The sequence below is a fragment of the Ruegeria sp. SCSIO 43209 genome (assembly GCF_019904295.1).
Classification (GTDB): Bacteria; Pseudomonadota; Alphaproteobacteria; order Rhodobacterales; family Rhodobacteraceae; genus Ruegeria.
The window spans coordinates 468,119-489,819 of sequence record NZ_CP065359.1 but is presented as its reverse complement, the minus strand read 5'-3'; the positions used below and the strand labels follow the sequence as shown (position 1 = coordinate 489,819).

The 21,701-nt window shown below is 58.5% G+C and carries 24 protein-coding genes; 5 read left to right on the top strand and 19 right to left on the bottom strand.

Annotated elements, in window-relative coordinates; genetic code table 11:
• Nucleotides 1–14: 14 nt before the first annotated feature.
• The 14 genes from I5192_RS02455 to ruvC form a co-directional block, all read right to left on the bottom strand.
• Entirely contained in the window at nucleotides 15–590 is a 576-nt protein-coding gene (locus I5192_RS02455) for a sulfurase (protein WP_223117675.1), read from the bottom strand.
• A gap of 94 nt (nucleotides 591–684) precedes the next feature.
• Complete coding sequence (gene ftsH, locus I5192_RS02450) at nucleotides 685–2,601, bottom strand: ATP-dependent zinc metalloprotease FtsH (RefSeq protein WP_170397380.1); 1,917 nt, start codon at nucleotides 2,599–2,601, stop codon at nucleotides 685–687.
• A gap of 77 nt (nucleotides 2,602–2,678) precedes the next feature.
• A complete protein-coding gene (gene tilS, locus I5192_RS02445) occupies nucleotides 2,679–3,932 on the bottom strand; it encodes a tRNA lysidine(34) synthetase TilS (RefSeq protein ID WP_223117674.1) in 1,254 nt (417 codons plus the stop codon).
• Nucleotides 3,929–4,759 (bottom strand): tol-pal system protein YbgF, encoded by an 831-nt coding sequence (ybgF, locus tag I5192_RS02440; RefSeq protein ID WP_223117673.1) that lies wholly within the window; start codon nucleotides 4,757–4,759, stop codon nucleotides 3,929–3,931. Before ybgF ends, tilS begins: the two co-directional genes overlap by 4 nt.
• 4 nt (nucleotides 4,760–4,763) lie before the next feature.
• Nucleotides 4,764–5,267 (bottom strand): peptidoglycan-associated lipoprotein Pal, encoded by a 504-nt coding sequence (gene pal, locus I5192_RS02435; protein WP_170397385.1) that lies wholly within the window; start codon nucleotides 5,265–5,267, stop codon nucleotides 4,764–4,766.
• A gap of 86 nt (nucleotides 5,268–5,353) precedes the next feature.
• Nucleotides 5,354–6,673: a Tol-Pal system beta propeller repeat protein TolB gene (gene tolB, locus I5192_RS02430; protein ID WP_170466163.1), complete on the bottom strand. Its 1,320-nt coding sequence runs from the start codon at nucleotides 6,671–6,673 to the stop codon at nucleotides 5,354–5,356.
• Nucleotides 6,670–7,773 carry an energy transducer TonB gene (locus tag I5192_RS02425; protein ID WP_223117672.1) on the bottom strand — a complete coding sequence of 368 codons (1,104 nt, stop codon included), beginning with the start codon at nucleotides 7,771–7,773 and terminating at the stop codon, nucleotides 6,670–6,672. The genes tolB and I5192_RS02425 overlap by 4 nt, the downstream gene beginning before the upstream one ends.
• Before the next feature lie 15 nt (nucleotides 7,774–7,788).
• Entirely contained in the window at nucleotides 7,789–8,259 is a 471-nt protein-coding gene (gene tolR / locus I5192_RS02420; protein WP_170424320.1) for a protein TolR, read from the bottom strand.
• 2 nt (nucleotides 8,260–8,261) lie between these two features.
• Entirely contained in the window at nucleotides 8,262–8,957 is a 696-nt protein-coding gene (tolQ, locus tag I5192_RS02415; protein WP_170397391.1) for a protein TolQ, read from the bottom strand.
• 105 nt (nucleotides 8,958–9,062) lie between these two features.
• Nucleotides 9,063–9,446, bottom strand: coding sequence for a tol-pal system-associated acyl-CoA thioesterase (gene ybgC, locus I5192_RS02410; protein ID WP_170404386.1), 384 nt, complete (start codon nucleotides 9,444–9,446; stop codon nucleotides 9,063–9,065).
• On the bottom strand, nucleotides 9,443–10,066 hold the full coding sequence (locus tag I5192_RS02405; protein ID WP_170397395.1) for a hypothetical protein: 624 nt from the start codon (nucleotides 10,064–10,066) through the stop codon (nucleotides 9,443–9,445). The genes ybgC and I5192_RS02405 overlap by 4 nt, the downstream gene beginning before the upstream one ends.
• A gap of 64 nt (nucleotides 10,067–10,130) precedes the next feature.
• Nucleotides 10,131–11,150, bottom strand: coding sequence for a Holliday junction branch migration DNA helicase RuvB (gene ruvB / locus I5192_RS02400; RefSeq protein WP_170626478.1), 1,020 nt, complete (start codon nucleotides 11,148–11,150; stop codon nucleotides 10,131–10,133).
• 16 nt (nucleotides 11,151–11,166) lie between these two features.
• Nucleotides 11,167–11,844: a Holliday junction branch migration protein RuvA gene (ruvA, locus tag I5192_RS02395; protein WP_170424326.1), complete on the bottom strand. Its 678-nt coding sequence runs from the start codon at nucleotides 11,842–11,844 to the stop codon at nucleotides 11,167–11,169.
• The gene (gene ruvC, locus I5192_RS02390) at nucleotides 11,841–12,338 is read right to left on the bottom strand and encodes a crossover junction endodeoxyribonuclease RuvC (protein ID WP_170818083.1); all 498 of its coding nucleotides are present in this window, start codon (nucleotides 12,336–12,338) and stop codon (nucleotides 11,841–11,843) included. The genes ruvA and ruvC overlap by 4 nt, the downstream gene beginning before the upstream one ends.
• Before the next feature lie 333 nt (nucleotides 12,339–12,671).
• Between ruvC and I5192_RS02385 the strand changes: the two genes are divergently transcribed.
• On the top strand, nucleotides 12,672–12,887 hold the full coding sequence (locus I5192_RS02385) for a DUF1127 domain-containing protein (RefSeq protein WP_170397404.1): 216 nt from the start codon (nucleotides 12,672–12,674) through the stop codon (nucleotides 12,885–12,887).
• A gap of 108 nt (nucleotides 12,888–12,995) precedes the next feature.
• On the opposite strand, the gene I5192_RS02380 is transcribed toward I5192_RS02385, so the two are convergent.
• The 4 genes from I5192_RS02380 to I5192_RS02365 form a co-directional block, all read right to left on the bottom strand.
• Nucleotides 12,996–13,340 (bottom strand): hypothetical protein, encoded by a 345-nt coding sequence (locus I5192_RS02380; protein WP_170397406.1) that lies wholly within the window; start codon nucleotides 13,338–13,340, stop codon nucleotides 12,996–12,998.
• 104 nt (nucleotides 13,341–13,444) lie between these two features.
• Entirely contained in the window at nucleotides 13,445–14,317 is an 873-nt protein-coding gene (locus I5192_RS02375; protein ID WP_170397408.1) for a 50S ribosomal protein L11 methyltransferase, read from the bottom strand.
• A gap of 66 nt (nucleotides 14,318–14,383) precedes the next feature.
• Nucleotides 14,384–15,616, bottom strand: a complete 1,233-nt coding sequence (locus I5192_RS02370) for an MFS transporter (RefSeq protein WP_223117671.1) — start codon at nucleotides 15,614–15,616, stop codon at nucleotides 14,384–14,386.
• A gap of 79 nt (nucleotides 15,617–15,695) precedes the next feature.
• Complete coding sequence (locus I5192_RS02365; protein ID WP_223117670.1) at nucleotides 15,696–17,891, bottom strand: primosomal protein N'; 2,196 nt, start codon at nucleotides 17,889–17,891, stop codon at nucleotides 15,696–15,698.
• Between the two features lie 88 nt (nucleotides 17,892–17,979).
• Between I5192_RS02365 and fsa the strand changes: the two genes are divergently transcribed.
• From fsa to I5192_RS02345, 4 genes are all read left to right on the top strand, one after another.
• Nucleotides 17,980–18,633, top strand: a complete 654-nt coding sequence (gene fsa, locus I5192_RS02360) for a fructose-6-phosphate aldolase (RefSeq protein WP_170404410.1) — start codon at nucleotides 17,980–17,982, stop codon at nucleotides 18,631–18,633.
• A gap of 197 nt (nucleotides 18,634–18,830) precedes the next feature.
• On the top strand, nucleotides 18,831–19,538 hold the full coding sequence (locus I5192_RS02355; RefSeq protein WP_170397417.1) for a DUF484 family protein: 708 nt from the start codon (nucleotides 18,831–18,833) through the stop codon (nucleotides 19,536–19,538).
• Nucleotides 19,535–20,455 carry a tyrosine recombinase XerC gene (locus I5192_RS02350; RefSeq protein WP_170397419.1) on the top strand — a complete coding sequence of 307 codons (921 nt, stop codon included), beginning with the start codon at nucleotides 19,535–19,537 and terminating at the stop codon, nucleotides 20,453–20,455. The genes I5192_RS02355 and I5192_RS02350 overlap by 4 nt, the downstream gene beginning before the upstream one ends.
• A gap of 54 nt (nucleotides 20,456–20,509) precedes the next feature.
• Nucleotides 20,510–21,223 carry a phosphatidylcholine/phosphatidylserine synthase gene (locus I5192_RS02345; RefSeq protein WP_170397421.1) on the top strand — a complete coding sequence of 238 codons (714 nt, stop codon included), beginning with the start codon at nucleotides 20,510–20,512 and terminating at the stop codon, nucleotides 21,221–21,223.
• On the opposite strand, the gene I5192_RS02340 is transcribed toward I5192_RS02345, so the two are convergent.
• Nucleotides 21,208–21,675, bottom strand: coding sequence for a hypothetical protein (locus I5192_RS02340; protein ID WP_170397423.1), 468 nt, complete (start codon nucleotides 21,673–21,675; stop codon nucleotides 21,208–21,210). The two genes, I5192_RS02345 and I5192_RS02340, sit on opposite strands and share 16 nt — an antisense overlap.
• Nucleotides 21,676–21,701 lie beyond the last annotated feature (26 nt).

Sequence of the window (21,701 nt, the reverse complement as noted above, 5' to 3'; positions counted from 1 at the left end):
GAAACGGATTGAACCTATGGGTTCCAAAGGGGCTGATCCGGCACAAACAATTGCATCTTGTCGCCGCGTTTCAGAGCCCCCGGGCGTTCGACCCAAGCCGTTATCCCGCGTCGCCCTTTGGCCGCAGGTTTGAATACCGCCCCGTAACCGGTGTGATCCGCCTCGATCTCGCGGCCCGGAAGAACGCAGGGGGCGTTTTCCATGTCCACGGTGATCGTCAACCCGCTCTCGGCCTTCAACCGCGACGACGGAGGGATATGAGAGAAATCGGGAATGCCCTTTAGGACAATCGAAGCCCCAAGGTAAGACGGATCAAGCGTTGCCAACTCCATCTCAGCCGCAATATCACCCAATTCCTCTGCCGACAGCACTGACAGTTGCCGCACATTCCGGATCTCGGTGCCCTTTTGATAGAGATTCGCTACCCGAACACAGGACGCCCGATTGAGCCCCTGATGCCGTTCCCCCTGAACGCCATCAAAATTCAGATCCAAAGCGTTGACAGGCTTGGCCCGCAAAGACTGGCCTGCTGGAACATAGCCCAGCCATACCACCTCGGCTGAATATTCTGTTTCACGCAAGAATGGCATGAGGCGCCCCCTTCAATGACAGGTTAGCAGGCATAATGCCCAGCAACGCCCTGATGAAAAGAGAAAACCCGGAGGCTGGCTCCGGGTTTTGCAATTATGCAGTGGGTTCTGGTTCCATCCCGCCATCTGGCGGCGATTTCTTGGACTTGGTCTTCGGGATGGCAGTTACGCTGGGGGCGTTGCCCTCATCGGGGCTGTCACCCTCATCATCGCTTTCGGTGGGCGGTTCGCCATTCATGACGCGCTTGATCTCCTCGCCGGTCAGGGTCTCATACTCAAGCAGGCCTTGCGCCAGTCGCTCCCATTCCTCGTTCTTGTCGGTCAGGATCTTGTGCGCGCGTTCATAGCCTTGCTGGATCAGGCGCTTTACCTCTTCTTCGATCAGCTCTTTGGTATGAGCCGATACCGAGAACCCGGCGGTGTTGCCCTGATAGCCTTCATGCGCCTCGGCATAGTCGATGTTGCCGACCTTGTCCGACATGCCCCAGCGCATCACCATGGCGCGGGCCAACTGGCTGGCCTGCATGATATCGCCCGCAGGGCCGTTCGACACGTGATCTTCGCCGTATTTAATCACCTCGGCGGCCTTGCCTGCCATAGTCATGGCCAGCTTCTGCTCACACTCATCGCGGTGATAGTTCAGACGATCCATTTCGGGCAGTGACACAACCATACCCAGCGCACCACCGCGCGGAATGATGGTCGCCTTATAGACCGGATCGCACAGCGGCAGTTCCAGACCCACAACGGCATGGCCGGCCTCGTGATAGGCGGTTTTTTCCTTCTGGTCCTGCGTCAGCACCATCGAACGGCGCTCAGCCCCCATCATCACCTTGTCTTTGGCGTTCTCAAAGTCCTCCATGGTGACAAAGCGACGACCGACGCGGGCGGCCATCAATGCGGCCTCGTTCACGAGGTTCGCCAGATCAGCACCCGAAAAGCCCGGCGTGCCGCGCGCAATGATGCGCAGATCGACATCGGGACCCAGAGGCGTCTTGCGCGCGTGAACGCCCAGAATTTTTTCGCGGCCTTTGATGTCGGGGTTGCCGACGGTCACATTACGGTCAAACCGGCCCGGACGCAACAGCGCGGGGTCCAGAACGTCCTTCCGGTTGGTGGCAGCCAGAATGATCACGCCTTCATTGGCCTCGAAACCGTCCATCTCAACCAGCAGCTGGTTGAGGGTCTGTTCGCGTTCGTCGTTACCGCCGCCATAGCCAGCACCACGATGGCGCCCCACGGCGTCAATTTCGTCGATGAAGACGATACAAGGCGCGTTCTTCTTGGCTTGCTCGAACATGTCACGCACACGCGATGCACCAACACCAACGAACATTTCAACGAAATCGGAACCCGAGATCGTAAAGAACGGCACACCCGCCTCGCCCGCAATCGCACGGGCAAGCAGCGTCTTACCAGTGCCCGGAGGGCCAACCAGCAGCGCGCCTTTGGGAATCTTACCGCCCAAACGCGAAAATTTCTGCGGGTTGCGCAGGAATTCCACGATCTCTTCCAGCTCTTCCTTGGCCTCGTCGATGCCCGCAACGTCGTCGAACGTCACCCGGCCATGCTTTTCGGTCAGCATCTTGGCCTTGGACTTGCCAAAACCCATCGCGCCACCTTTGCCACCACCTTGCATCCGGTTCATGAAATAGACCCAGACACCGATCAGCAGCAGGAAGGGCAGCAGCGTGATCAGGAACGACTGGAAACCCGATTGCTGCTGTTTTTCAGCACGTACGGGGATGTTCTTGTCGATCAGCAGCTTCGTCACCTCGGCATCGGTGGGTTTGATGGTGACAAAGTCCTGATTCTCATTCGTGCGATAGCGGATCTGTTCGCCATCTAGCGTGACGCTGGTGACGTCTCCGGCGTCCACGGCGCTGACGAATTCGGAATAGGTGCGTTCATTGTTCTGAAGCGACCCGCTGGGTCCACTGAACAGGTTGAACAGTGCCAGGATCAGCAGAAACAGAACGACCCAGAAGGCGATGTTGCGAGCGTTGCCCAAGGAAAATCTCCCGAAAGGTTTCGGCAGGTGGGGACCTGCCGGGGTTGTTCCTTAAAATAGAGAGGATTGTGGCAGGTTCAATGAGATAAAATCACCGCATCAAAGTCGGACCTTTCTGGAAGTAGTTCAGCCCGCCATTCGTTTGCAAAACCGACCAGGGGTGCAGCCAATAGAGTGCCTTCGGCCCAGACCGAGGGCGTCGACAACACTGCAGCGCGAGGTTTGCCCACAGAGCGCCAGTTTTCCAGCTGCAATATACCATCCTCACCAAGCGCCCGGATTTCCACATCTTCAGTTTTTGGCCCGGATATAATCCAACGCCTGTCCCAAGGTTCTGAGGGGCGCGCGTGCTGATTGCTGACGGCGTTTAGCTCTCTGCAAATCCAAGTTTTTTTGCCTTCCGGGATTAAAATGCATCCCCCCAGGGTGGCCGTCTGAGCAGACGAAATCGCATCCAACACTTGATCCACCGCTTTGTGTCGTGGCGGATACTCTCCCCCTGCGATCCATGAAACAGACGCGGTCACAAGCCGACGACGGATTTCTTCGGGCAGAGTTTCGAAACCTTCGCGATCAATGCAAAGATCGCCATCCGTCACCGTCATGCACCGTAAAGCGGATTCTTGCGCGTATTGCGCCAATGCTTCACGCGCTTGCGCCATATTTTCAGCGACCCGTGATAATGACTCTGCCGTGATCCCGATTTGATTTAATCCGGAAAGTGCCTGGCGGGCTTTGATCCGGTCAAAACGAGGGTCCTGATTCGACGGATCATCAATCCACGAAATACCTTGCACAGTCAGATATTCCCGAAGATCGGAGCGTGTCGTGGACAGCAATGGGCGCAGCAATGTGACCAGACCTTCTTTTCGCGATACAGCCATGGCCGAAAGCCCCGAAACGCCCGAAGCACGGGCCAGCCGCATCAGTACCGTTTCAGCCTGATCATCCTCCGTGTGGCCCAGCGCAACTGCCTCTAGGCCCTTCGATTCGGCCCACGCGACCAGCAACCGGTATCTCGCACGCCGCGCCTGATCCTGCAGATTTCCGGATCCATCCCACCCCTGCCATTTCAGCGTTTCATGAGGAATGCCTAAGCGCTGCGCCAGGGTTGCGACAGCCAAGGCCTCTGACGCTGATTCAGGCCGCAGACCGTGGTCAACGGTCGCTGCAAATAACTCGATATTCTCTTGTCGCGCAATATCAACCAGCAAATGCAACAGGGCGGTCGAATCGCTGCCCCCTGATACCGCCACCCCCAGCCGGCGCGGTGGTGGATCCGGCAGACCCGCCCGCAGATTTGCCCGAAGCGTATCGGCGTCAGAGGTCAAGAACAGCCCAGTGTTGCCATTTCTTGTGTGGCCGAAGCAGCTGGTGCCGATGCCGGAAACCGTACGCCAACTTCGCCGAGAGTGATGCAAGCCTGATCGGTTTGGCCCAGCTGTCCAAGCGCTGCGCCCAACTCAAACAACGCCTCGGGTGCCAGAGGCCCTTCGGAGTCGCCCGTGAAGCTGGCCAGAAAGGCGCGCGCCGCTTCGCGTGTATCGCCCACCCCTTTCAGCGCCTGCCCGCGCCGCAGGTTGGCTTGACTCGCCAGCGGGCTGCCCGGATAGGACTGGTCGAATTGCGCAAACAGATCGGCCGCGGTCTGGAAATCTCCATCCACCAGGGCCTGCGAAGCGGCATCAAAATCCGCTTGTTCACCGACTGCAAGCTCACCCTGATCAGTGACCGTGGGTTGCGTAGGGTTGAGGGTGGGTGCCACAGCCACATCGGTCGATGTCTCACCACCCAGCGTTGAGGTTTCACCCAACGCGCTCAGATCACCGCCTTCAAGTTCAACCAGACGAAACTCCAAATCACCGATACGGTTGGTGCCATCGGTCACGACATTCTGCACCCTTTGGTTCAACTGCTCGGTCTGGCGTGTCAGGCGCTGCAATTCTGCCTCGATCGCATCAACGCGCTCAAGCACGGAACTGCCAGACAGGTTTGGCGCGGGGGACCCAGTGGTTGAAAACTCGCGCTTGAGACGCTGAATTTCCACATGCAGTACGGTTAATTCCTGACGGATATCCGCCAAAGTCTGCTGATCCTGTGCCTGTGCCATACCAGCGACGGTCACGACCGCCGCCAGAACCAAACATGCAATTCGCATCATCTTACCCCAAGGTTGAACCGGTCAGCACCGTCACCGCGCGGCGGTTTTTCGAATAGCAATCCTCGGTGCTGCAAATTTCGATCGGGCGTTCCTTGCCATAGCTGACGGTGGTCAACCGGTTGCCTGCCACCCCGCGCGAGATCAGATACTCCCGCGCCGCATTGGCCCGACGAGCTCCAAGCGCAAGGTTGTATTCGCGCGTGCCCTGCTCGTCCGCATGGCCTTCGATATTGGCGACAAAATCCGGATTGGCGAGCAGCCAATCGGCCTGCCCTTGCAGAATCGTCTGCGCCTGCGGGCTGAGCGTGGACTGATCGACCGCGAACAGAACCCGGTCACCAACTGTTTGCTGGAAATAGGCTGGCGAACGCGGATCACTGGGTGAGCCCGGAACCAGTGCGCCGCTGCCACCAGCGCCGCCACCCAGAGCCGACGGATCATTATTGGAACAGGCCGCAATCAGGGTCAGCGCCCCAATTGCCGCGACTTTGCTCAACAGTTTCATCTCAAGTGCCTCGTGTTTCGTTGTTTATTGCCGCGCTTCTATCACATTGCGGGTTTGTTGTGAACTTTACCTGCGGTCTGTTCCAATCAATTCTGCAGTGGCCCCCAAGACGGGTCGCTACCGCCATCCGGCGTTCTAACAGGACGCAAGTTACGGCCCGAAATATCCACAGAGTAAAGCGTCGATCGACCGCTTGCCCCCTGAGTTTCGCGGGTGAACATTATGACCCGCCCGTTTGGCGACCAAGTGGGACCTTCGTCCAGGAACGAGGCGGTCAAAAGGCGCTCTTCGCTGCCATCTGTGCGCATAACACCGATGTGGAAGCGACCTTTGTTCTGCTTGGTAAAGGCAATCAAGTCACCACGCGGAGACCAGACCGGCGTGCCATAGCGGCCTTGCCCAAAACTGATCCGCGTTGCCTCGCCTCCGTTGGCGGGCATGATGTAAAGCTGCGGAGTGCCCGACCGGTCGCTTTCAAACACGATCCGACTGCCATCTGGCGCATAGCTTGGTGCAGTTTCAATCGCGGGCGTATTGGTCAGTCGCACGCTTTGGCCCGAGGCCAGATCCATTTTCCACAAATCCGTGTTTCCGCCTTGGGTCAACGAATAAACAATTGAACGACCATCCGGAGAGAAGCGCGGTGAGAAACTCATGGTGCCTTCCTGCGTTTTCAACTCCTGCCGCTTCACGCGGCCGACATCCAGAACGTAAATACGCGGCTGACCGGTCTCGTAGCTGGTATAGAGCAACTGGTCGCCCGTCGGTGAGAACCGAGGCGCCAGAACAATCGCTGCGCTGTCGGTCAGATACTGCACATTAGCGCCGTCGTAATCCATTATGGCCAACCGTTTGCGCCGTTGATCCTTTGGGCCGCTCTCCGACACGAACGCGACACGGCTGTCGAAATAGGCGCCCTCTCCCGTGATCCGGGTATAAACCTGATCCGCGACCTTATGCGCCATGCGCCTCCAACCGTCGGTTGTTCCTGCAAACTGCAAACCGTTGCCGAGTTCCTGCCCCGAGAAGACATCCCAGACCCGGAACCGGACCGTCAGGCGCTTGCCCGACACGTTGACCGCCCCTGTCACCAGTGCTTGAGCGTTGATCGCCTTCCAATCAGCGAACTGTACCGGCGCGTCAAAACTGCTGACGCGGCTGATATATGCATCCGACGAGATTTCACGAAACAGGCCCGTTCCGGTCAGGTCAGACACGACCACCCGCGAGATATCTTGTGCATATTGTGCCGCCGAGGGACCGTCAGGCACAAAGCTTGGCACGGCAAACGGCATAGGTTCGATGATCCCTTCATCGATTTCCAGACGCAGCGGGCCACTTTGGGCGTAAGCCGAGGTCGAAAGAAGGGTCAGGCCAATTAAGAGGCTGGTCAGAAGTTTCATCATTTGATCCGCATCCTCTCGGGATTGAATGTAATCTCAATATCCTGCCATTGATCGTATTTGTCAGCAGGTAGGTCATATCCTTTAGACCCACAGCGCAAAATTGCGCGGCGCGCGGCTTCGTAGGCTTGTTTTGCTGATGCGGCTGAGCCGCCTGAACTGTCGAGTAGCTGCAAACTGCCGCCAACCACTTTGCCATCTCTGGTCAACGAAAACCCGACAACAACCACGGTTTCCAGCGCATCCGTCGACAGGGACCCGACATTCCAACACCGCGACACCGCAACCCGCATCGCGTCTTTTTCACCGCTTGTCAGTGGTGGCCCCGAAGGTTCGGTGCCATTGCCCAATGCTTCGGCCAAGGCGTCATTTATCGCTTGCTCGTTTTGCGCAGGTTCAGTCGGCGCGGGCTCGGGCGTTTCTGCATCCTCAGGCTCTGGCTTGGGTGCCGGCCGGTTCGGGCGCACGCGCGGACGAGGAGAAGTTCGCGGGGCCGGATCTTCGACTTCTTCCGCCTCGGTCACAATCTCGGGCGCGGCCTCTTCCGGTGCCGTTTGATCTTGCTGTTCTTGTTGGATTTCCGCCCCTTCATCCAGCGAAACCGGAGGGGTTTCAATGTCATCCGGCTTGGCCTCGGGCGGAGGAGGAGCAATCTGCTCGGGCGCGATCTTATCCGCAGGGCTTGGTTCGGCCTCTGGGCCCGGAGGCGCAGGAAGCGCCGCCAGCTCAGGCTCGGGCTCTTCAAGCGTTGGAGGCTGTTCTATCAGTTCGGGTTCAGGTGGGATTTCCACTGTTTCTGGTTCTGGTTCCGGTTCCGGATCCGGTTCGGGTTGAGCAACCTGCTCAGGTTCGGGCGTATCTTCCGGCGTCGGGTCCAGTATTTCGATCTCATCAGGTTCTGCAGGCTGTTGCAGTTCAGCCGGGTCAGTCGGCACCTCGGGTGCCTCGCGTTGCGCGGTCATGGCCGCAAACTGCTCAGCCGAGATCACCGAGACATCCTGTACAGCCATCGGCAGCGGTTCGGACCGGAAGGTCCCGCCGATCAGCGCCCAGCCAATCAGGCTGACATGCGCAATTGCCGAAATCTTGGTGCCGGTATCCACCGCGCAGCCTCACTCTCACCCTTCGTCCAGCGTTGGCCCGCCGGTATCGGTCACAAGGCCTACGTTGGAAAACCCACCCGCGTTCAAAGCGCCCATGACCTGCATCACTTGCGCGTAGGGAATCGCGCCGTCAGCACGCAAGAACACACGGTCGCTGCTGCGCTCAGCTGCGATCGCGCGCAGCTTACCGATCAGTTCTTCGCGCAGCACATCCGTGGTCTGGATCTGCACGCGCCCATCTGCGGTCAGGGTCACAGTCAGCGGCTCTTCGTTGTCACCGGGTAAGGCACTTGCGGCAGTCTTGGGCAGATCGACAGGTACGCCGACGGTCAACAATGGGGCCGCCACCATAAAGATGATCAGCAACACCAGCATGACATCAACAAAGGGCGTCACGTTGATCTCGGCCATCGGTTGGGCGCGCCCGCGCCGCCGTCCGCGCCTGCGTCCGTTCCCGCCCGAGCTTTGCTGAACTGCCGCACCCATCGTCAGCTATCCAACTGACGCGACAGGATAGTGGCGAATTCATCGGCAAAGGCCTCGTAGCCGCCGACGATGCGGTCACTGTCTGCGCTGAGTTTATTATAGAATATCACCGCCGGGATCGCGGCCAGCAAGCCAAGACCGGTGGCCAGCAACGCCTCGGCAATACCCGGGGCGACAACGGCGAGGTTTGTGTTCTGCTGCTCGGCAATCTCGATAAAGGCATTCATGATGCCCCAAACGGTGCCAAACAGGCCGATAAACGGCGCTGTCGATCCGACAGTGGCCAGAATGGGCAACCCTTTTTGCAGCCCCTCAGCCTCTTTCGCGATCGCCACGTCCATCGAGCGATCGATCCGCGCCGTCGCCCCCGCGATCAAGCCGCCATCGGTGCGGTGCGAGCGTCGCCACTCGATCATCCCCGCCGCGAAAATCTTCTCGGAACTGCCATCGGGTTGGGTTCCGATCTGCTCGAACAGCTCATCTAGCGGATTGCCAGACCAGAAGCTTTCATCGAATACCTGCGCCTCGCGCCGCGCGGCTCGGTAGTTGATCAGTTTCTGAATGATAATGCCCCAGGACCAGATGGATGCACCGATCAGCATCAACATCACCAGTTTGACGATAAAGGTCGCGCGGGCATACAGCCCCCACATGGAGAAATCGATCTCCTGCGCCAGCGCCAGCGTTTCAGCTTCCATGAACCTGCTCTTTGTTTTGCCTGATGGCCATTTGGCCTTGTTTTGCCAAACGCTAACGCAGATGGAGATGAAAAGCCAACAGAACCACCCCGGAGGCTGAAAATGTTACATCAATGCGCGAATCTCTGCCGGAAGGCGCACGGGCTTACCCTGCGCGTTCATGCAGACAGCCGTTACCTCGGCGCGGAAAATCTCGGTCTCGCCACGCTTGACCAATTGCGACATTGTCAACCGAGCGCCCGATAGCGAAACCATCTCGGTCTCGACCATCAGCTCGTCTTCAAACCTAGCGGCGGCGAGATAATCCGCCTCGATCCGCCGCACGACCCAGACAATGCCTGCGTCCCGCATCGCGTTCTGATCATTACCCAGTTTACGCACCCAGTCCGACCGGGCGCGTTCGATGAATCTCAGATAATTTGCGTGATAGACCACGCCTCCCATGTCGGTGTCTTCGTAATAAACACGGACCGGGTAGTGATGCTTCATTGCGACGGCTCCAATCTGGCGAACAAGCGCAACGCATGAGAGGGGTCCTGCGCGGCACCGGGCAGAACAGGATCGTAGGCGGCGCGGATCAAGGCCGCAATATCAGGCCGCAAGATCGTCGCGTCACCAGCAATCGCCAGAGGTGAGGCGCTGCGAAAGGCAGTATCGGACCAAAGCAGGATCGTTTGCACGACCTGGTTTAGCGCCAGCGTTTCTGCCGGCACTTTCGACAGCTCTTTGTCCATGCGCAAAAACACAAATGCCGCGCGGATAGCGCCGTCATCCTCGAACCGAAATATGCGATACTGATTGGCATCGGCAGCCACCAGCCGGTCAACCAGTGGAGCCAGATCCGGGATCAGGCGATCCAGATCGGGCACGTCCAACAATTCCTGCCACTCACGGAAGAAGAACACCATGCAATTGGCACCCAGTTCGGGATCCGTCTCGGCCATCTTGTGATTTGCCAGAGTGACAACCGCCTCGAACGCACCTTTTACGGTCGACAGCGTTTCATCCTCGACACCAAACACGATGGGCACGATGGGTCTGCCCCAGCGCGCAAACAGAAACTCACCGCTATCGCGTGTGAACAGCGCCTCAATCTCATCGGGTGTCACGCCCCAGTCCTTCTTCTCGATTTAGATACGACCGCCTGAGGCTTAAAATCTAATGCGCCCCACTTCAACCAAACAGATCGCTTTGTCCTTTGGGTGCAGCCATCCCCAGATGCGTCCATGCCTTTTGCGCCAGCATCCGTCCGCGCGGAGTGCGCTGGATCAGGCCTTGCTGCAGGAGATAAGGCTCGATCACCTCTTCCAGCGAATCCCGGCTTTCGGACAACGCCGCCGAGAGTGTTTCAATCCCCACTGGCCCGCCCGCATAGTTCTCGGCAATCAGCTTCAAATACCGGCGGTCGGCCCCGTCCAGACCAAGGTTATCGACCCCCAGCCGGGTCAGTGACCCATCCGCCAAGTCGCGCGTAATCCGCCCATCGCCTTCAACAATGGCAAAATCCACTACGCGTCTCAGCAGACGACCGGCGATCCGTGGTGTTCCACGAGACCTGCGCGCGATCTCACGCGCGCCTTCGTCATCCGCAGGTGCGCCCAGTTTGCGGGCATTGCGGGTGACGATCTCGTGCAACTCGTCGACCGTATAGAACTGCAGCCGGGTCGGGATGCCAAACCGATCGCGCAACGGCGTGGTCAGCAACCCCATCCGCGTTGTCGCCCCGACCAGCGTAAATGGCTGCAGCTCGATCCGTACAGTCCGTGCCGCCGGACCTTCACCAATGACAAGATCCAGCTCGAAATCCTCCATCGCGGGGTACAGCACCTCTTCGACCGCCGGGTTCAGACGGTGAATCTCGTCGATGAACAAGACATCCCGCGATTCCAGATTGGTCAGAATCGCCGCCAAATCCCCCGCCTTGGCCAGAACCGGCCCCGAGGTCATGCGGAAATTCACTCCCAACTCGCGCGCCATGATCTGCGCAAGCGTGGTCTTACCCAATCCAGGTGGACCATGGAACAGCGTGTGATCCATCGCCTCACCGCGTTGGCGGGCCGACTGGATGAAGATGCGTAGGTTGGCCCGCGCCTCGGCCTGACCAATGAATTCATCCAGCCCCTGCGGGCGCAGGGCGCGGTCATTGTCCTCGGGCATCGGTTCGGCTCGCAGGGCGGGATCAGCGTCTACCATTCAGTTACCCTTTCACTCAGCCCTTGGGGGCCAGTAGCTTCAGCGCGGCGCGTATCAGATCGGCCTCGCCCGCATCTGGCATATTGGCCGCTGCCTCGGCCACGGCCGATGCCGCCTCGGACGGTCCATAGCCCAGATTGCCCAACGCCGACAGCGCATCCGCAGAAGCAGCGGCAGCGCCCGAGGCCGGTTTCGCCACCCGTTTCGGAACAGGCGCAGGCTCGGTCGTCTCAACCACTTCAAGTGCCGGGCCATCCATCGCTTCGGTCACCGTGCCGCCCATCGCCATCACACCCGGGGCCTTGTCCTTGAGGTCAAGCACGATCCGCTGCGCGGTCTTGGGGCCGACACCCTTTGCGGCCTTCACGGCCCCCCAGTCGCCCAAGGCAATCGCGCGGCTGACACCATCGGGCCCCAGCGCACTAAGAATGGCCAGCGATACCTTCGCACCCACACCCTGAACCGAGCACAGCAGACGGTGCCATTCCTTCTCGACCAAGGACAGAAAACCATAAAGCTGCATCAGGTCTTCGCGCACGACCATATCGGTGTAGATTGACATTGCCTCACCCACCCCCGGCAGGGCCGCCATGGTCCGGTCCGAGCAATAGACGATATAGCCGACCCCCCGCACGTCGATCAGAACGTGATCCGCCGCGCGGTAATCCAGCCGTCCAGTGAGCTTGCCGATCATGCGCGTACCTCTTTCATCCGTGCCTGCGGTGCGGCGCCATAGTAGGAATGGCAGATCGCAATCGCCAATGCATCCGCAGCATCCGCCCCTTTGGGGGAACAACCGGGCAGTTGAAGTTTGACCATATGCAGAACCTGCTCTTTTTCGGCGTGGCCGACGCCCACCACCGTTTTCTTGACGCGGTTGGGGGCGTACTCGCCAACCGGCAAACCCGCTTGCGCAAGCGTCAGAAGCGCAACACCACGCGCCTGACCCAGTTTCAGTGTACCGGCCCCATCTTTGTTGACGAAGGTCTGTTCAATTGCCGCCTGATCTGGATTGTGCTCGGCGATGACTTCGACGATTTGATTGTGTAGCGACAGCAGCCTTTCCCCCAGATCATCACCATCGGATTTGCACAATCCATTCGCAATGTGGCTCAGGCGGCTGCCATGCGATTCGATGACGCCCCATCCCAAGGTTCTAAGCCCTGGATCAATGCCCAGAATTCGCATGTTTTGTCTCGGCCTGCTCGGGTTTGTGTGATCTTTTTTCATCGACTAGCACGAAGCGTGAACATTTTCCAAGGAAATCAACTCAGGGTCCAAAACCGACATTCATGTCGCCTCCGGTTCCTCGCGGCCTGTTTGCGACCGGGTTAGGTTCGTTTTCGACGCTTATCCGATCGAACTTTAACCAATGATTTAAGGGGTTTTCATCAATTTCGAGCGTTGCAAAAAATGCATAGGACACATGCAATTTCTGAGCTTGCGCACGGCGAAACTCATCACTAGATGCCGCTCAGATCGCAAGATCAGAGTTTAACACAAACCAGAAGGAAACAGGATATGGCTGCACTGGATACCACCCGCACCACCACTGGCTCATTCGGCCTCGTCGGCCGTATCGGCGCACTTTTTGCATCGGTTGTAAACGCCGTTGTTGAATGGAATGACGCCCGCGCAACCCGTAACGCGCTGAACGGTCTTTCTGACCGCGAACTGGACGATATCGGACTATGCCGCGGCGACATCGACGTTGTCGCCGAAGGCCGCCGTTACTGAGATAACGGACTACCGCATACGCCCCTTCCTCCTCCCTGTGGGGCAAACAGAAACACCGCACGCCGTGAGGCATGCGGTGTTTTTGTTAGGAGGGTGCAAGATATCCGGTTAGAACCAAACCTTGTTCAGTTGGCTCGAGAAAAACGCGGTCACCGGATCGGCCTGCATGATCCAGGCGCCAGCTTTCTCAACCGGCGTGCCCTGATTCAGGCTTTCAACACGCGTTTCGTACGCAGTCGGGCCAAGATGAGACAGTAAAAAGGCCTTGAAGGCAAAGAAGCCAACCAAACACAGTAACAAAACCCTCGCTGGAACTGCTGAACGCATACGCTGTGGTTTCATCACCACCAGCCCGTCTGAGCGCAACGTGGCACGATAGCCGCGGCTGAGTTTCTGGTGCTTTTTGTTCAAACGCGAGATGCGTTGATCGAATTCGAGTTGTTTTCCTGTCATGGCAGCCTCCGAAAACCGCCCCCCGAGTGCATTGAAAGACGGTAATTAGAGAATGCGACAAAAACGTGGCAAAAATCCACAAAACTCCCGTAAATGGCCTAAATTCAGCCCTGTTTGCTTAAGATTAGCGTCGTCCACTCACCAATCCGATCCTGGCGAACCAGATTGAAGCCGTTTTGGAGATAAACCGAGATCACGTCATCGGACTGTTCATTGAGGATTCCCGATAGAATCGCTTGTCCACCCCCCCGCAGGTTCGCCGAAATTTCAGGCGAAAGGGCCACGAGCGGACCTTTTAGGATATTGGCGAATATCAGATCGTAAGGCGCATGCGCCTTCAGATCCGGGTGATCGAAACCTGCAGCTTCAACACATTTAACCGCACCCGCCATACCGTTCGCCCGAAGGTTGGCCTCGGCCACGTCGACGGCAACCTCATCAATGTCGCTGGCGATGATATCGCCATCCCAAACCCGAGCTGCGGCCATCGCCAGCACGGCAGTACCGCAGCCGATATCGGCAACTTTGGTGGCCGTGAACCCATGATCCAGAAGATGGTCCAAAGCCTTGAGGCAGCCAAGCGTTGTCCCATGGTGCCCTGTGCCAAATGCCATCGCAGCTTCGATCAGCAGCGGAATGCGGCCTTCGGGCAGTTTGTCGGCATCATGGCTTCCATAGACAAAAAACCGGCCGGCCTCGACCGGGGCTAGTTCGCGGCGGACATGGGCGACCCAATCCGTTTCGGGCAGTTCCGAGACCACAAAGGGCTTGGCCTCGAACGCGGCGGCCAGAACCGCCAGCGCGGTTTCATCCGGGGTTTCGGTAAAATAGCCGCCGACCTCCCACAGGCCCGAGCCATCCTCGACCTCGAACACGCCGACGCCGGTTGGTTCCGGGTCCAGCCGTTCCATCGCCTCGCCCAATCCTTCGGCGGCTTTCTTGCCGGTCAAAGTGGTCAGAGCAGTGAATGTTGGCATGGGGGCCTCCTGTTTCGATCGAAACAGCGCCTAGGGGCACCGACCGCCAAGGTCAAGCGGAGTCGCTTATTCGGCGGGCGCGGGGGCGTATTTCGACAGGATGGTTTCGTTGCCCGGTTCCGGATGACGCGGGATCAGTAATGACAGCAGAAGCGAGATGATCGCCATTGCAGCGGCCAAACCAAACACAGCGCCGGGCGAAACGACCCATAGCAGACCTAAAAGTGCTGGCAAGAAAACAGCGGCGATATGGTTGATGGTAAATGCCACCGCCGCAGTGGGTGCAATATCCGCCGGGTCGGCGATCTTCTGGAAATAAGTTTTCAAAGCCAACGCCAGAGCAAACAGCACATGGTCGATCACATAGAGAATCGCCGCCAGCAGCACGCCCCAGTTAAACCAGTAGATGCCGCCATAGGCTGCGAAAACGATGGCGAGCCCGGCATATTCAAAGATCAGCGTGCGGCGTTCGCCAAACCGCGCGACTGCCTTGCCCAGCAGCGGAGCCGCCATCATGTTGATCATCAGATTGATCAGGTACAGGCTGGTCAGTTCGTGTACTTCAAAGCCAAATTTCTCGACCATCATGAAACCGGCGAACACTACAAAAATCTGCCGCCGCGCGCCCGCCATGAACTGTAATGCATAATACAGCCAGTAGCGGCGGCGTAGGATCAGCTTCTTGGTCTGCGGCGTCGGTGCGTCGAATTGCGGGTAAGCAATCAAGCAAAACAATGCCAGCAAAGTTGTCACGCCGCCTGCCGCCATGAACACGAAGTTATAGGACAGGTCGAAGCGGTCCCATGTCAGAACGATCAACCCATAGACTACAGCCGTCGCAGCCGAGCCCATAGCCACCAGCCAGCCAAGCACCTGCGGCGCACGGTCTTTAGGCAGCCATTGCAGCTGCAGTGACTGGTTCACCGTCTCATAGTAGTGAAACCCGATCGAGCTGAACAGCGTCACAAACAGCAGCCCGCCAAGGCTAGGAAACCAGGCCGTCACCGCCGTCGCCACGCCCAACATCATCAATGAGATCATGGCCAGTACCTGCTCGCGGATGAAAATGATCACCGCAATCACGCCAACGGCCAGAAAGCCCGGAATCTCGCGTACCGTGTGCAAAAGCCCGATATCCGCCCCGTCGAAGTTCGCCGCCTCGATGACGAAATTGTTCAGCAATGCACTCCACGCGTTGAACGCGATCGGCATGGTCAACGCCATCACGAACAAGAGCGTCATAGGGCGGCGCCAGAGCGGAAGACTCTGCGCCTCAGACAAGGGCATGGGTTTCAGCATGAGGATGCTCTACGCCCATTTGTACTTTTTGGCGAGGGGAAAGCGGCAGGCGCACAGCGGCTCTGCACTGATGCAGGGGTCAGTAGAAGCTTTGCGGATCGATATCCACGGTCAGGCGGATATCGCCTTTCAACTTCAACGGGGCGATCCAGCGGGCGATGGCGTCCTGAATAGGCGCACCTTTCGGGGCTTTGACCAACAGCCGGACGCGGTGACGCCCACGTATGCGCGCGATCGGGGCTGGAGCCGGGCCAAATACCTGAGCACCAACATCGCGCAACGGCGCATCGTTGCGCGCCATGGCGTTGCCGATGTCGAAGACCGGCCCGACCTCGGGGCCAGACAGGACAATCCCGGCCATGCGGCCATACGGCGGCACCCCGGCGGCCTGACGCCCGGCGGCTTCAGCCTTCCAGAACCCTTCTTCATCGCCCGATAGAATCGCCCGGATCACCGGATGTTCCGGCTGGAATGTCTGCAACAACGCCTGCCCCGGTTTTTCCGCACGACCTGCCCGGCCCGCCACCTGCCGCATCAATTGAAAAGTTCGTTCCGCCGCGCGCAGGTCAGCCCCATGCAGGCTGAGGTCCGCATCGATCACCCCTACAAGTGTCAGCTTTGGAAAGTTATGTCCTTTGGCCACCAGCTGCGTCCCGATAACGATATCCGCATCGCCTTCGGCAATCTCTTCGATCTTGGCCTTCAGGGCACGAGCCGAACCAAACAGATCAGAGCTGAGCATAGCGATCTTGGCTTCGGGGAACGCCGCCTCGGCTTCTTCTGCCAGCCGTTCAATCCCGGGTCCGACCGGTGCCAGTTTACCCTCGACCCCGCAGGATGGGCAGGCCTCTGGCATTGGCTTGGTCTCACCACATTGATGGCACATCAGACGCTTGAGGAACCGGTGTTCAACCATTCGCGCGTCGCAATGATCGCAGGCAATCTGCTCCCCGCACGCCCGGCATAGTGTCACGGGCGCATAGCCACGGCGGTTGATGAACAGCAGTGACTGCTCTTCGTGTTCGATACGCTGTTGCACCGCCTGCCGCAGCGAGGGGGAAATCCAAGTCCCGGCCTGCATCTGCTCGGCGCGCATGTCGATCGGCTTCATTTCGGGCAGGACTGCTGCACCAAAACGCGAGGTCAGGTCCAGCCGTTCGTATTTACCCGCCTCGGCATTGGCCCAGCTTTCCAGTGAAGGCGTCGCGCTGGCCAGAATCACCCGCGCTCCGCAGATGGCCGAACGCAGAACGGCCATATCCCGCGCACTATAATGCACCCCATCTTCTTGTTTGTACGAGGTGTCGTGTTCTTCATCGACAACTACGAGACCAAGATCGCGAAATGGAAGAAACAGTGCTGACCGGGCACCAACGACCAGTTGCGCATCACCCTGACCGACCATCCGCCAAACCCGGCGACGTTCAGTCATGGTCGCGCCCGAATGCCACTCAGCCGGACGCGCACCAAATCGCGCCTCGACACGGGTCAGAAATTCAGCCGTCAGCGCGATCTCGGGCAGCAAGACCAGTGCTTGCCGCCCCACGCGCAGGGCTTCGGCGACCGCCTCAAGATAAACCTCGGTCTTGCCCGAGCCCGTCACTCCCTTCAGAAGAGTCGTTCCATAATCTCCCGTCCGTTGCCCGGTCTGAAGCCGCATCACGGCCTCCGCCTGATCCTCGGTCAGGTCCTTTCCCGGCAATTCAGGATCAAGATGAGGATAAGGAAGATCACGCGGGCTGTCCTCTTCACGCACAGCGTTCTGTTTGACCAACCCCTTGATGACCGAAGATGTGACCCCCGCTTGCTCGGCCAGTTCCTTCAGCGTAAAGGCCAAGCCGCCATAGTCTCGCAAAACTTCAAGTACCCGCATTCGTGCGTCGGTCATTCGGTCCGGTTGACCACCGCCCAAACGATAAACCTTGCGCATCGAGGGCGGATTGCCCAACCCCGGCGCGCGCGTTGCTAGCCGCAGCATCGCAGGCATCGGCGTCAGGGTGTAATCAGCCACTTTCCCCAGAAACACCCGCATTTCTTCACGCATCGGCGCGACCTCAAGCACCCGGTTCACCGATCGCGCCTTGGCCAGATCAAAACCACCCTGCCCCGGCCCCCAAACCACACCCAAGACTTTGCGCGGGCCCAAAGGCACCTCGACAAACGCCCCAAGAAAGCACCCGCCCTCGGGCGCTTTGTAATCCAACGTCCGGTCCAGCGGCTGCGTAGTCAGCACCGCAACCAGCTCTCCTTCGTCGAAAAATCCGTTAGCGCTCACGGTATATCCTTCGCAGGGGGTTCCAGCATGGGTCTCTTTGAGGTAAAGCCATCCGCGACCAAGGCCAACCCATCAAAGGACTGCCCTCATGAAATTCTTCGTAGACACCGCCGAGATCGATGCCATCGCCGAACTGAACGATCTGGGCATGGTGGACGGCGTAACCACCAATCCCTCGCTGATCCTGAAATCGGGCCGCGACATTCTGGAAGTCACCAAAGAGATCTGTGATCTGGTCGACGGCCCCGTCTCGGCCGAAGTTGTCGCCACCGAGGCCGAAGACATGATCGCCGAAGGCCGTAAGCTGGCCAAGATCGCGCCCAACATCGCAGTCAAAGTACCGCTGACATGGGCTGGTTTGAAAACCTGTAAAACACTGACCGACGAAGGCCAGATGGTCAACGTGACCCTGTGCTTCTCGACCAATCAGGCCATTCTGGCCGCCAAGGCGGGCGCGACCTTCATCTCGCCCTTCATCGGACGTCTGGATGATATCAACCTCGATGGCATGGACCTGATCGCAGATATTCGCCAAGTTTATGACAATTACGGGTTCGAGACCGAAATCCTCGCCGCCTCGATCCGCACCGTAAACCACGTGACCGACAGTGCCCGCATCGGGGCTGACGTGATTACAGCACCTCCGGGCGTGATCAAAAAACTGGCCGACCACCCGCTGACCGACAAAGGCCTTGAAACTTTCCTTGCCGACTGGGCCAAGACAGGTCAGAAAATCCTCTGATCCCAAGCATTGCCGCGCGGTACCATCAGGCACCGCGCCCGGCCCAACGGCAAAAGCTGATCTTTGATCAGCGCCGGGCAGGCGGGAGCGCCCGCCACAGCAGCGATGAAATTCGCCTTTCGCGTGCATTTTTCCCAAGGCAAATCCAGCAACCCATGTTATAAGCCCGCCAAACAAAAAAAACGACCGGACGGGACATGAGCAGCGATCCTAAACTCAAGGACAATCTCCGCGCCGCAATTCTGGCTGAGCCTGACGCCGTGCTGGATGACAAAGACCTGATGCAGGCCTTGGTGGCTGCAAATGAGCAGGCGCGTGGTGACAACGTTATCGACCTGCGCGGTATCGCCATGCAGCGGCTTGAGGCGCGTCTTGACCGCCTTGAGGACACTCATCGCTCAGTCATCGCGGCGGCGTATGAGAACTTGGCGGGCACAAATCAGGTGCATCGCGCCATTCTTCGCCTGTTGGAGCCAACCGTGTTCGAGGATTTCCTGCGCGCGCTAGGCAATGACGTGGCCGAAATCCTGCGTGTCGATCACATCACTCTGGTCCTCGAAACAACCGTCGTACGTGATGATCCGGTGGTGAACCAGCTCGGCGGCGTGCTGACTGTGGCTGAGCCTGGTTTTATCGATAGCTATCTGACCGCTGACCGCAACGGTCAGCCGCGCGAGGTTACCTTGCGCGAAATCCGCCATCCCAATCCGCAAGTTTACGGTAAACAAGCCGATCAGCTACGATCCGAGGCCTGCCTGAAACTCGATCTTGGCACTGGCCGCCTACCCGGCATGATTGTCATGGGCGCGCGCGATCCGAGGCATTTCTCACCTCAGCTTGGCACTGATCTTCTTGCCTTCTTTGCCGGCGTGTTCGAACGCTCTATGCGCCACTGGCTGTCGTGAGCCTGATTTCCCCAGCCTGCCGCGATGCTCTGCAGCATTGGCTGGACAGTCTGGGGGCGCTGGCGGGGCGGTCTGAAAATACGCTCAACGCCTATCGCGGCGACGTGACAGAATTCCTGTCCTTCATGACCTTGCATCACAGCGAGCGCCAAGGGCTGGCCGCGCTGGAACGCATCAGCGTTTCTGACATGCGGGCCTGGATGGCAGAGCAGCGAAATTCTGATGTCGGCGCGCGATCTCTGGCGCGCAAGCTTTCAGCCGTCAAAACCTTCTATCGCTGGTTGGCCGAACGCGAAGGGTTCGAACCTACTGCGGTGCTGTCCACCCGAGCGCCTAAATTTACCAAGAAACTGCCCCGACCTCTGGCCGAAGATGCCGCGCGCGCAATGATCGACACGGTCGAGCTACAATCCTCATCGGACTGGGTCGCTGCACGGGATGTTGCAGTTGTGACGCTCCTCTACGGGTGCGGGTTGCGGATTTCCGAGGCGTTGTCTTTGACCGGTGTGGACGCTCCTCTGCCAGAAACGCTGCGCATATCGGGTAAGGGCGATAAGGAAAGAATCGTACCGGTCTTGCCTGCCGCTCGGGCTTCGGTGGATCGCTATCTTCACCTCTGCCCACATCCGCAATCCCCTGATAAGGCGTTGTTCCGAGGTGTCAGGGGCGGCCCGCTCAACCCCGGAATCATTCAGGCTGTGGTCGCCAAGGCACGGATGCAACTTGGCCTTCCCGCAACAGCCACCCCGCACGCGATGCGCCACAGCTTTGCCACCCATCTGCTGTCTGCGGGCGGCGACCTGCGCGCGATCCAAGAGCTTTTGGGTCACGCCTCGCTTTCAACCACGCAGACCTATACCGCAGTCGATACGGCCCGGTTGATGGAAGTCTATAACCGCACGCACCCAAAAGCCTGAAGCAAAGACCCTTTTTGCTTTGCATCTGCGCCTTGCTTCCGTCATGACACCACCATGACACTCAGATTCAAAGCGCTTTCCGTTCATCTCTTCACCGCCACAGGTGCCGTTTTCGCAATGCTCGCCATGTTGGCAGCAGTCGAAGAGAAATGGAGCCTGATGTATCTCTGGCTCGTTGTCTCGTTCATCGTCGATGGCATCGATGGCCCGCTGGCGCGGCACTATCACGTTAAGAAGAACGCACCCGAGTTTGACGGAGTCTTGCTGGACCTGATCATTGACTATCTGACCTATGTTTTCATCCCTGCCTTTGCCCTGTTCAAATCGGGTCTGATGGACGGTTGGACCGGCTGGTTTGCAATCATCGTCATCACCTTTGCAAGCGCGATGTACTTTGCGGATACCCGCATGAAAACCAAGGATAATTCCTTCTCTGGCTTTCCAGGCTGCTGGAACATGTTCGTCATTGTGATCTTCGCCCTGGAGCCCAACTTCTGGGTCATCCTGCTGCTGGTCACCTTGCTGTCTGTCGCAATGTTCCTGCCGCTGAAATTCATTCACCCAGTCCGGACCGAGCGTTGGCGCACCCTGTCATTGCCTATGGCTTTTGCGTGGACATTCTTTGCAGGCTGGGCCGCCTGGGTCGACTTTCACCCCGAAAGCTGGGCCCATTGGGGGCTGGTGATCACCAGCTTGTATTTGGTCTCGGCCGGTATTGCGCAGCAGATCATTCCGCCGCGCAAGGCCCGGGATTACAAGACTTCCTGAACCTCGAACTCAGTCCCGTTATGGGTGAACACGTCACCCTCTTGCAGGCCAACCATAGCCAGATAGATCGGGCTTTGGGTCGAAATGCCCATGTAGGTTTTGCCGTCCACCTCAAACCGAGTCGTTGAGACACATACGACGAAGCGGCGATTGTTGAACTTGATTACGGCGCCGGGCTGCACCGTATCCGTGAGGCCAAAATCGGTGTTCTCGATCACGTCAATCTTGGCGTGATGCGCATGAACAGGCGCATCAAAGGCGGCCGCCAGATCTGCATTCTCGCGCGAGGCAGCGATGTCGTCCTTGTCATGCCCTTCTCGGTCATCCAACTGCGAGTCCTTAAGGAAGGCATCATAGTGTGCCTGTGCGGTTGCCAGTTCCTGTTCTTCCAAAGACATCAGATGATCGATGATGGCTTTCTTACGTGCGGCGGGGTCTGTCTGGCCGGTCATTCAATTCGGTCCTTCAAATTCACTAT